Source organism: Dietzia sp. DQ12-76 (assembly GCF_014145045.1).
Classification (GTDB): Bacteria; Actinomycetota; Actinomycetes; order Mycobacteriales; family Mycobacteriaceae; genus Dietzia.
Map to the genome: position 1 here is coordinate 1 of NZ_JAALDV010000416.1, position 10,434 is coordinate 10,434.

The following is a 10,434-nucleotide window of genomic DNA, read 5'->3' on the forward strand; positions in this document are numbered from 1 at the left end:
TCCGCCGCGGAGCTGGGGGTCGAGCTGACGGTTCCCGAGGTGGTGCAGTCCGTCGTTCTGACCCGGGTCCAGGCCCGGTCGACAGCCATGCCGTCTTCTGAATCTCTGGAGAACTTCGCCGCGACCGGGGCGACACTGGTGCTGCACCTGGCGATCACCCGGATCCGCGAGCTCGCCGAACGGCTGGTGCCCACGCACGGCGCGGAGTGCCCGGTCGCGGTGGTGGCCCACGCGAGCCGCCCGCACCGAGTGGAGCTGCGCGGCACTCTCGCCGACATCGCCGACGCCGTCGAGGCCGCGGGCCTGCGGCAGGCCGCGGTGATCCTGGTGGGCCGGGCGCTCGTGCGACCGGGAGAGGCGGAGTCCTGGTTGTACGCGTCGGACCCGGAGAGGGAGTCGAAGCGACGGCGCGTGGCGGGGTAACTCGCACGGCAGTGGACGGGGCATGGGTGCTCCCGGTGCTCGTCCTGGTCGCGGTGGGGTCGTTGGTATGGGCGTGGAGGCGCGGGCGCGTGTGAGGGTCCACCACAGCTGTCGAGCGGGTCAGGCCTCTCCGCGGGCCGGAACCGCCCCGAGTGCGCCGAGGACCGGGGTGGTGGGCCAACACCGGGGGGTGACGGCGGCAGCCGGGTCGAGGGCATTGAGCACCAGGTCGAGGGTCTGGGGGTCGGCGTAGAGCGAGGCGTGGTCGGCTCCGTTGCGTGGGCAGGTGTCCTGGAGAACGTGCGTGGTGACGCCCGGGTGGTCACCCTCGGGGAAGCTCATCGCGGGTGGGACCAGGCCGTCGAAAGCGGAGGCGATGAGGGTGTACCTGGTGCTCCGGTCGAACGGGCTGCCTCCGGCGAAGAGGAGGCGGCCCGTCGGCGAGTGCTCGTTGATGTCGAGCATCGCGGGGAAGGGTACGGGAAGGGGCCCGTCGGGTAGGCCCCGCGAGGACTCGGCGGCCATGCCCTCCAGGTCCACCACCGGCGAGAGGGAAGCCAGACCCGGGAGCCCCGCCTCTGCGGTCCCGCCGGCGAATCCGCCCAGTGAGACCACCGTTCCGATCCTGCCCGGGCGGGTGACCTTGGCCAGGTGCATCGCCACGGTCACTCCCTGCGAATGGCCCACCATGTCGGCCTGCTCGGCGCCGGTGGCCGCGAGGACGCCATCGAGATACGACGTCATCTCGGCGACGTGATCGGACATCCGTGAAGAACCGCCGATTCCGGGGAACAGCGGTGTCGCGCCGTACGTGGGTGAGAAGACGCAGTACCCCTCGTTCAGGAGGGACGGCGCGACGGTCCCCCAGTTGTTGACGCCGTTGGCGCCGGTGCCGTGCAGGAGGATGACCGGGCGCGGGTGCTCCGGGGAGGGCCGGCACGACCAGTCGTCAACGCCCGGCCACGGCCGGCCCGGGTTGGCGAGTTGGTAGATCCCGCCTGCCTCGGCCGTATACGAGATCGGCTGGGCGGGACGGGTGGCGGGGTCGGTCGCCGATGCCACAGGAGCGCAGGCCAGGGCCAGGGCTGTCGAGACCGCCGCCGTCAGGAGGGGGAGGGTGAAGCGGAGTCGAGGCACTGACCATCTCCCGGACGGCGCCGTTGGGCGCGGGATGTGACGGCTATCACCCTAGCTCGGTCGGCCCGTGCCGCCGGACGGAATGCTCTAGGCTCCCGGCCGCCGGCTGGTGTGCACGACCGCCAGGGCGGTATCGACGTCGAGGTCCGGGTCCAGGACGGCGGCGCCTCTGATCGCCGCGGACCCCACCTCGACGAGCCACTCGACGAGGTCGTCGACGGGAAGGCGGCAGCCTGTCCGCACCCAGTTCAACGAGGCTTCGTCCGCAGCCGCGATGATCGTTCGGCCGACGAACTGGACGGTGGCGTCGTCGGCGTCGACCCCGACGAGCTCGGCCAGCATCTCGAGCGCTCGGGCGCGTCCTGCCTGCGACGCCTCCAGTACGTCCGCGTCCGGTGAGCGCCCCCCGGCGATCAGTCGCTGGGCGAGTTCCGGGTGATCGGCGACGTAGCACAGGTGCGCACGGAGGCCGGCTCGGATCGCGTCGGCGGGGTCGGTGTCGGCGCCCGCGGCGAACGCCGAGTCCATGTTCTTCACGAACCTGTCGAGAACCGCCCGGTACAACCCCTGTTTTGACCCGAAGTGGTGGAACACCAGACCGTGCGCGACGCCCGCCCGTCGGGCGATCTCGGAGACCGTGACCGCGCTGTAGTCGCGTTCGGCGAACGTCTCGGCGGCCGCCTCGAGGACGCGACCGCGCGTCGCGACCTTGCGTTCGGCTCGTGACGGCGAGGCGCCGGGGGCGCCGGGGGCGTCATCGGGGCGCGATCCGGCATCGCTGTTCACGTCCCCGAGTGTACGAGAGGGGGCTGGCCTGCAAGATTCCTGACCGATAGTCATTGACTGCCAGTCAACCAAATCGGTAGGGTCCGCGACATCGGGTTCGACATGAAGGAGCCAACATGGCCGTCAGGCTGATCCGGTACGTCGCCGAGGGGACGACGCACTGGGGCATCGTCAACGGTGACGAGGCCACCGCCCTGGAAGGCGCCTATCCGACCACCGGGGAGGTGCTGGAGCGGGGAATCGAGGAGTGGCGGGACGGGCTCGGTCGACCCCCGACCCACCGGCTGTCCGCCGTGACCGTGGTGTCGCCGGTGACCACGCCGTGTCGGGTGATCTGCCAGGGTGCGAACTACCGACAACACGCCATCGAGTCGGGCATGGATCCCGACAACCGCGCGTTCAATCTGTTCTTCGACAAGACCGACGCCTCGGTGTCCGGGCCGTTCGACCCCGTCACCCGCCCCCGCCATGTGCGGCTGCTCGACTACGAGATCGAACTGGGCCTGGTGATCGGCGCGACCATCGACCGGCCGGTCACCCTCACCGACGACCAGCTCCCCCGCTATGTCGCCGCCCTCACGATCGGCAACGACATCTCGGCCCGCGATGTCCAGCTCCCTCAGGGGCAGTACTTCAAGGGCAAGAGCTACCGCGGATTCTGTCCACTCGGCCCCGAGCTCCTCATCCTCGACGAGGACGAGTACCCACTCCTCGACGATCTGGATCTGGAGTTGAGGGTGAACGACGAGGTCCGGCAGTCGGATTCGACGTCGAACTTCTTGTACCGACCGGCCGAGACGCTGAGCGAGCTGAGCACGTTCTGCAACCTGTCGCCCGGAGACGTCGTCCTGACCGGCACGCCACACGGGACCGCCGCGAAGTCACCTCATCCGCTCATCAGGCGTCTGGCCACCGCTCTTCTTCCCGAACACGTGATGTGGCGGTTGTTCATCCGACGCAACCAGGACGGCCCTTTCCTGCGACCGGGCGACCTCGTCACCGCCTCGATCCGCTCAGGAGACGGGTCTCTCGACCTGGGCACGCAACGCACCCCCATCATCGCCGAGAACTCGACGAACGGAGAGACATCATGACGATCGCGCAGCCGGTCAACACCCCCCTCGCGCCGGAGATCCTCGCTCACTACGTGGTCAAGACGCCGCGGGCGACGGAGATGATCGAGTGGTACCGGACGGTTCTGGGCGCGAAGGTCGTTCACGAGGACAAGCAGATCGCCTTCCTCACCTGGGACGACGAGAGTCATCGACTGGCTCTGGTCAAGATCCCCGGCCTCGTGCGCTTCCTCTTCCCGTTGGCCAGGCTCCGCCGCAAGATCCTCGGAGTCGACCACCTGGCGTTCACCTACAGCTCGCTCGAACGGCTGCTCCTCAACCACGAGCGTCTCGCATCTCTCGGGATAGAACCGGTGTGGTCGATCAATCACGGCCCCACCACGTCGTTGTACTACGAGGACCCGGATGGGATCCGCCTCGAGTTCCAGGTCGAGAACTTCCCCACCGCGGAGGAGACCGCCGCGTTCTTCGACAGCGAGGAGTTCGCGGACAACCCCATCGGCGTCATGATCGACCCGGGGTATCTGCTGGAGCGGCTGCGCGGTGGCGCGGCGCCCTCCGAGCTCGTGCACCGACAGGCGGGAGTGCGTCCGGGCACCACCGCCCGGTCCAACAAGCGCGCCATCACGTTCCGCACGCTATGAGCCCCGAGACCCGGGCCCCCGTCGTGATCTGCGGCGCGGGCAGCTCCGGCGCGACCCTCGCGTTGCTGCTCGCGTCGCGCGGCATCTCCTCCCTCGTGCTCGACCGGCGGCAGGAGCCACTGACCCACCCCGCCGCGCACGTCATCAACGCCCGCTCGCTCGAGATCTGGCGCGAGATCGCCCCCGACCTCGCCGCACAGATCGCGGCGCTGTCCCCGCCGATCTCCGAGATCAGCGTCATCCGGTGGATGTCGTCGACCTCCGCACCCCCGCTGGGCGAGATCGACCTGCTCTCCGATCCGGAACGGCTGGAGCAGGTTCGCTCCCTGAGCGACTTCCTCCTCTCGCACGTGGGCCAGCACCTGCTGATGCCCGTGCTCTGGAAGTGGCTCGACGCCGAACCGCTGGTCGAGTTCCGCCGCGGGGTGAGCGTGCGCGCCGTCACCCGGGTCGAGGACGGAGTGGTGGCGGACACGGACCTCGGTCGGATCGCCGCGCAGTACCTGATCGGTGCCGACGGCGCGAACAGTCCGATCCGCGAGAGCCTCGGGATCGGTCTGCGTGGCCCGGTCCTGGCCCGTATGGCCAGCGCGTTCTTCCGGTCCCCGGACCTGCATCCGGACGACAGGCCCCTGCTCACCTGGATCTACCGACCGGAGTTCGCCGGAGTGCTCATCGCGCACGCCGATCGCCACTACGTGTTGATGGGCACCTACCTGCATCCCGGGCAACCCATCGCCGCCGACCCGGACCGGTACTGGCGTGACACCCTCCCCGCGGTCCTGGGCGAGGACAACAGCTACGACATCGTCTCCACCGGCGCGTGGACCATGACCTCGCAGACCGCGGAGAGCTTCCGCCGCGGCAGGGTCATCCTGATCGGTGACGCGGCCCACCGGTTCCCCCACACCGGGGGCTACGGACTCAACAGCGGCGTGCAGGATGCCCACAACCTCGCGTGGAAGCTCGATGCCGTGCTCACCCACGGCGCCCGCGAGACCCTTCTCGACACCTACGAGCTCGAACGCCGACCGGTGGTCGAACGCTTCGCCCACCACAGTGTGTCCAACCACTTCCAGCTCGACGCGGTCACCCGGCACTTCGGTGCGACGAACCGTGCGCTTTACAACGTCACCCGGTTGATGGGCCGGGCACCACTGAGGTGGCTGCCGGCGGGGATGGCCGCGCGTCTCTCGGAGCATCTCGTTCGTGGCGGCCTCGCGCGGACGGCCGTTCTTCTCGAGGAGACCCCGCGGGCGTCGCGTGTGCGTGCAAAGGCCGCCGAGGCGATACCCCTGCAGCTGTCGCATTTCGTCTCGACCGGCCTGGAGTTCGGGTACTGCTACGACGGGCCGCTCGTGGCGGCCGACGACCGAGGTCGTCAGTCCGGCACCGACGACGACGTCGTGGGGGATGTCGTGGAGTACTCGCCGTGCGTCGTGCCGGGAGGCCGACTCCCGCACGTGTCCCTGATCGACACCTCCGACGGGCGTCGGTCGATCCTGCAGCTGGTCAACCGCGACCCGCAGACGGTCACCCTCATCACCGCCGATGCGGGGTCCTGGCGGGACCGTCTCCGCAGCGGGTCGACCGGACCCATGGAGGTCGACGTGGTCGACATCCGCACCCGGTGCGTCGACCCGGAGCGTACGGAGACCCTCCTGGGCCTCGACCGGGGCGGGGCCGTCGCGGTCCGCTGCGACGGGCACATCATCTGGAGCACCGAGACCTCGGCCGCCTCCTCCGCGGGGGACCTGGTGTCCTTCCTCCGGACCCGCTGGTCGCCGGTGTTCAGCACGTCGACGACCCCGTCACGCCGTGAGAAGGAGTCCCAGCCATGACCCACGCCGCCACCGGGGCCGCCACCGGGGCCGTCGCCCCCGAGGCCGCCACCCCCGGAGCCGCCGCCCCCGGAGCCGACAGCGCAATACTGGAGTCGATCGCGAAGCGCGTCTTGTGGACCTCCACGGCGATGATCCACCACGCGAACCGGGTCCGCCCCAATCCCAGCGGCCTCAAGGTCGGGGGGCACCAGGCCTCGTGCGCGTCGATGGTGCACATCATGACGTCGCTGTGGTTCGGGCAGCTCCGCCCCGGCGACCGTGTGTCGGTCAAACCCCACGCCTCGCCTGTGCTCCACTCGATCAACTACCTTCTCGGCGACCTCGACGAGAAGTACATGCCGACGCTGCGCGAGTACGGCGGTCTCCAGCCCTACCCCAGTCGATCGAAGGACCCGGACCGCGTGGACTACTCCACCGGATCGGTGGGAATCGGGGCGACCGCACCGTTGTGGGGTGCGATGGCCCGGCGCTACGTGGACACCACCTTCGGCCCCACCGGCCCCGGCCGGCAGTACTCGATCGTCGGCGACGCCGAGCTCGACGAGGGAGCGGTGTGGGAGGCCGTGCTCGACCCCTCGGTGGCCGAACTCGGCGAGGTGGTGTGGATCGTCGACATGAACCGGCAGTCGCTCGACCGCGTCGTGCCCAACATCGCCGCCCCGCGGCTGGAGCAGATGTTCGCCGCCGCGGGCTGGCAGGTCCTCACCGTCGACTTCGGTCGGACTCTGGAGGAGCTGTTCGCCCGCCCCGGTGGCGACGCGCTGCGACGACGACTGCGTGACATGTCGAACCCCGAGTACCAGAGGCTGCTGCGGTGCTCTGCGCAGGAGATCCGGGACAGGCTGCCGGGCGAGGGGGCCGATGCGGAGGCCATCGCCACGGTGATCGGGGATCTCGCAGACGCGGCCCTCCTCGGCGCGATCTCCAACCTCGGTGGTCATGACATCGACGCGCTGCGTGACGCCTACGCCCGGATCGACGACCAACGCCCCACGGTGATCCTGGCCTACACCGTCAAAGGTTTCGGGCTGCCGACCCAGGGGCACCCGCAGAACCACTCCTCACTGCTCACCGCCGATCAGTTCGCGAGCCTGGCCGACTCACTCGGTGAGGCGGTCGATCGCCCGTGGCGGAGGTTCGACCCGGGATCACCCGAGGGCACGCTGTGCGCGGCGACCGCGCAGTACCTGCGCCGGGAGCCCGCTCCGTCGCTCCCCGATCTGGCCGTGCCGCGGGACCTGAGCCGTACACCGCCGTCGACGTCGACCACCCAGGCCGCTCTCGGGCGAGTGCTCCTGGACCTCACGCGCGACGCCCCGGATGTCGCCGCACGCGTGGTGACCGTCAGCCCGGACGTCAGTTCGACCACCAACCTGGCCGGGTGGCTCAACAAGGTGGGGGTCTGGTCGCCGACCGAACGTCACGACTGGTTCGCCGATGACTCCGAGACGGTCGTCAAATGGCGTGAGAGACCCACCGGGCAGCACATGGAACTGGGAATCGCGGAGACCAACCTCGTCGGACTGCTCGGCGAGCTCGGCGCGACCTGGAGTCGGTGGGGTCAACCGCTCCTGCCCATCGGCGTCGTCTATGACCCCTTTGTCGAGAGGGCCCTGGAGCCGTGGTCGTTCGGCATCTACGCAGGCGGGCAGTCGATTCTCGTCGGCACACCCTCCGGTGTGAGCCTGTCCGCGGAAGGCGGGGCCCACCAATCGGTGACGACCCCGTCCATCGGCGTGGAACAGCCGGGCTGTGTGTCGTACGAACCCGCGTTCTCCGTCGAGGTGCAGTGGATCCTGCTTGACTGCCTCGCGCACCTCGGTCGGCCCGACGGGCGATCAGCCTACCTGCGTCTGTCGACGCGGCCGGTGGACCAGCACCTCGCCTCGGTTCCCGACGACCCCGCCGCTCGCGAGCGCCGCCGGGCCCAGGTGGTCGCGGGCGCCTACACCCTGAGAGCCTGCGCGGATCCGGACGTCACCATCGTCGCGATGGGAGCGGTCGTCAGCGAGGCGCTGGCGGCCGCCGACCGGCTCTCCGCTCTGGATATCGGATCAGAGGTCGTCTGCGTCACCAGCGCAGGCCTGCTGTTCGCCGCCCTCCAGGCCCGGGCCGGACGGTCTGATGCACCCAGTTGGATCCTCGACGCGGTGTTCCCCGCCGATCGTGCGGCACCGATGGTCACGGTGCTCGACGGGCACCCCCACACGCTGGCCTTCCTGGCCACGATCAACACCGTGCCGCTGCGCGCGCTGGGGGTCTCGACGTTCGGCCAGACCGGTGCGCTGGAGGACGTCTACCGGCATCACGGCATCGATACCGACAGCATCGTCCGGGCTGCCCTCGACGCCGTCGGCTGATCACCTCCCGACGCGCGGGCCGGCCCTTCGAATTACACTATCGACGTACTCGTAGCACTTCTGTAATACTGCATCGATGGCGACACACACGGTCACGAATCAGGTCCCGCCCCTCGTGGGGTACGACGCGTCGGAACAAGCGGTGATCCTGGAGGCCCTGGCCCGCGCCGGGGCGGACCACGCGAGGGACGAGCTGCGTGAGATCGGTCGGCTCGCCGGGTCCGCCGACGCCCTCGAGTGGGGCGACCGCGCGGAGGCGAACCCGCCGATCCTCCGGACCCACGACCGGTACGGGAACCGGATCGATCAGGTCGACTACGATCCGGCCTACCACGAGCTGATGCGTCGTGCCGTCGGCTTCGGTCTGCACGGCGCCCCGTGGGCGGACCCCCGGCCCAGCCCCCACCTCGTGCGCGCGGCCAAGTCGAGTGTGTGGGGCCAGACGGACGCAGGGCACGGGTGTCCGATCTCGATGACCTACGCGGTGGTTCCGGCGCTGCGCCGCGCTCCCGACCTCGCGGCGACGTTCGAACCGCTGCTGACGGGTCCGGAGTACGACCCGGTTCTGGCGCCGCCCACCACCAAGCGGGGTCTGACGGCCGGGATGTCGATGACGGAGAAGCAGGGCGGGTCCGACGTCCGCGCCAACACCACGCGCGCGACGCCGAACGCCGACGGGACGTACTCGATCACCGGGCACAAGTGGTTCACCTCCGCGCCGATGTCCGACCTCTTCCTGGTCCTCGCGCAGGCGCCGGGTGGGCTCACGTGTTTCTGCGTCCCTCGGGTCCTGCCCGACGGCTCACGCAACCCCTTCCTCCTGCAGCGTCTCAAGGACAAGCTCGGCAACCGGTCGAACGCCAGCAGCGAGGTCGAGTACGACCAGACGACGGGCTGGATCGTCGGCGACGAGGGCCGGGGCGTCGCGACGATCATCGAGATGGTCAACATGACCCGACTCGACTGCACACTCGGTACCGCCACCGGGATGCGGGTCGGGGTCGCGAGCGCCGTCCACCACGCGAGGCATCGCCGGGCCTTCGGAGCGGCCCTCATCGACCAGCCGCTGATGCGCAACGTGCTGGCCGACCTCGCGGTGGAGGCCGAGGCGTCCACGACGGTCGCGCTCTGGCTCGCCGAACTCACCGACCTCGCCGACGCGGGAGACCGGGAGGCCGACGCCCTGCGACGGATCGGGCTGGCCGTCAGCAAGTACTACGTCTGCAAACGCGGGCCTATCCACGCGGCGGAGGCCCTGGAGTGCCTCGGCGGCAACGGATACGTGGAGGACTCCCGGATGCCGAGGCTCTATCGCGAGGCGCCCCTGTTGTCCGTCTGGGAGGGGTCGGGCAACGTCGCGGCCCTGGACGTGCTGAGGGCCATGGCCAAGCAGCCGGAGACGGTCGAGGCGTTCCTCGGGGCCGTCTCCTCCAGCCGCGGGGCGGACGCCCGACTGGACGGCGCCGTCGATCGCCTGGGCGGAACGTTGACGGCGATCGCCACCGGGCAGCCGGACGAGGCGCAGTACGTCGCGCGCCGGGTGATCGGGGACATGGCGGTGATCCTGCAGGGGCACCTGCTGGTCCGCCACGGACACCCGGCGGTCGCCGACGCCTTCTGCGCCAGCAGGCTGGGGGCCGATCACGGTGACGTCCTCGGCACGCTGCCGACCGGGGTGGACACGTCCGCGATCCTCGATCGCGTCACCCCGAAGGTCGGGTGAGCATCGTGGATGAGCATGCGAGAGTGACGGTTTCGGCGAACGGTCCGGTCACCGTGATCGGTCTGAACCGGCCCGATGTCCGCAACGCCGTCGACCGGCCGACCGCGCAGGCTCTCGCCGACGCGTTCCGGGCCTTCGACGCGGACCCCGAGGCCTCCGTCGCCGTGCTGCACGGGGAACACGGCACCTTCTGCGCCGGCGCGGACCTCAAGGCGATCGCGCGGGACGAGGGCAATCGGGTCGCCGCGGACGGGGACGGTCCGATGGGGCCGACGAGGCTCCGACTGGGTAAACCGGTGATCGCCGCGCTGTCGGGCCACGCCGTGGCGGGTGGTCTCGAGCTCGCACTGTGGGCCGATCTCCGGGTCGCGGAGGAGAGCGCGGTGATGGGGGTCTTCTGCCGCCGATGGGGCGTGCCCCTCATCGACGGCGGGACCGTCCGCC

At 70.1% G+C, this 10,434-nt stretch carries 9 protein-coding genes; 7 read left to right on the forward strand and 2 right to left on the reverse strand.

Going from position 1 to position 10,434, the window contains the following annotated elements; translation table 11 throughout:
* A partial coding sequence (locus G6019_RS13615) for an SAM-dependent methyltransferase (protein WP_241726056.1) occupies nt 1-423 on the forward strand: 423 nt, incomplete at its 5' end.
* Nucleotides 424-543: 120 nt separating this feature from the next.
* On the opposite strand, the gene G6019_RS13620 is transcribed toward G6019_RS13615, so the two are convergent.
* Together G6019_RS13620 and G6019_RS13625 are read right to left on the reverse strand one after the other, a co-directional pair.
* Complete coding sequence (locus tag G6019_RS13620) at nt 544-1,560, reverse strand: esterase/lipase family protein (RefSeq protein ID WP_182613163.1); 1,017 nt, start codon at nt 1,558-1,560, stop codon at nt 544-546.
* Between the two features lie 87 nt (nt 1,561-1,647).
* Nucleotides 1,648-2,346, reverse strand: coding sequence for a TetR/AcrR family transcriptional regulator (locus tag G6019_RS13625; RefSeq protein ID WP_182613162.1), 699 nt, complete (start codon nt 2,344-2,346; stop codon nt 1,648-1,650).
* Nucleotides 2,347-2,462: 116 nt separating this feature from the next.
* Here G6019_RS13625 and G6019_RS13630 point away from each other — a divergent pair, with 116 nt between their 5' ends.
* The 6 genes from G6019_RS13630 to G6019_RS13655 form a co-directional block, all read left to right on the forward strand.
* Entirely contained in the window at nt 2,463-3,440 is a 978-nt protein-coding gene (locus tag G6019_RS13630) for a fumarylacetoacetate hydrolase family protein (RefSeq protein ID WP_182613161.1), read from the forward strand.
* Nucleotides 3,437-4,063: a VOC family protein gene (locus G6019_RS13635; RefSeq protein ID WP_182613160.1), complete on the forward strand. Its 627-nt coding sequence runs from the start codon at nt 3,437-3,439 to the stop codon at nt 4,061-4,063. Before G6019_RS13630 ends, G6019_RS13635 begins: the two co-directional genes overlap by 4 nt.
* Nucleotides 4,060-5,904, forward strand: coding sequence for an FAD-dependent monooxygenase (locus G6019_RS13640; protein WP_182613159.1), 1,845 nt, complete (start codon nt 4,060-4,062; stop codon nt 5,902-5,904). Before G6019_RS13635 ends, G6019_RS13640 begins: the two co-directional genes overlap by 4 nt.
* Entirely contained in the window at nt 5,901-8,267 is a 2,367-nt protein-coding gene (locus G6019_RS13645) for a transketolase-like TK C-terminal-containing protein (RefSeq protein ID WP_182613158.1), read from the forward strand. The genes G6019_RS13640 and G6019_RS13645 overlap by 4 nt, the downstream gene beginning before the upstream one ends.
* Before the next feature lie 76 nt (nt 8,268-8,343).
* The gene (locus tag G6019_RS13650) at nt 8,344-9,990 is read left to right on the forward strand and encodes an acyl-CoA dehydrogenase family protein (RefSeq protein ID WP_182613157.1); all 1,647 of its coding nucleotides are present in this window, start codon (nt 8,344-8,346) and stop codon (nt 9,988-9,990) included.
* A 23-nt stretch (nt 9,991-10,013) separates the two neighbouring features.
* Nucleotides 10,014-10,434 (forward strand): enoyl-CoA hydratase-related protein (locus tag G6019_RS13655; protein ID WP_309230241.1); only part of this gene is annotated, 421 nt, incomplete at its 3' end.

Coding starts and splice junctions, on each gene's coding strand:
- G6019_RS13640 (WP_182613159.1), top strand. CDS start 4,060: ATGAGCCCCGAGACCCGGGCCCCCGTCGTGATCTGCGGCGCGGGCAGC.
- G6019_RS13645 (WP_182613158.1), top strand. CDS start 5,901: ATGACCCACGCCGCCACCGGGGCCGCCACCGGGGCCGTCGCCCCCGAG.
- G6019_RS13630 (WP_182613161.1), top strand. CDS start 2,463: ATGGCCGTCAGGCTGATCCGGTACGTCGCCGAGGGGACGACGCACTGG.
- G6019_RS13635 (WP_182613160.1), top strand. CDS start 3,437: ATGACGATCGCGCAGCCGGTCAACACCCCCCTCGCGCCGGAGATCCTC.
- G6019_RS13650 (WP_182613157.1), top strand. CDS start 8,344: ATGGCGACACACACGGTCACGAATCAGGTCCCGCCCCTCGTGGGGTAC.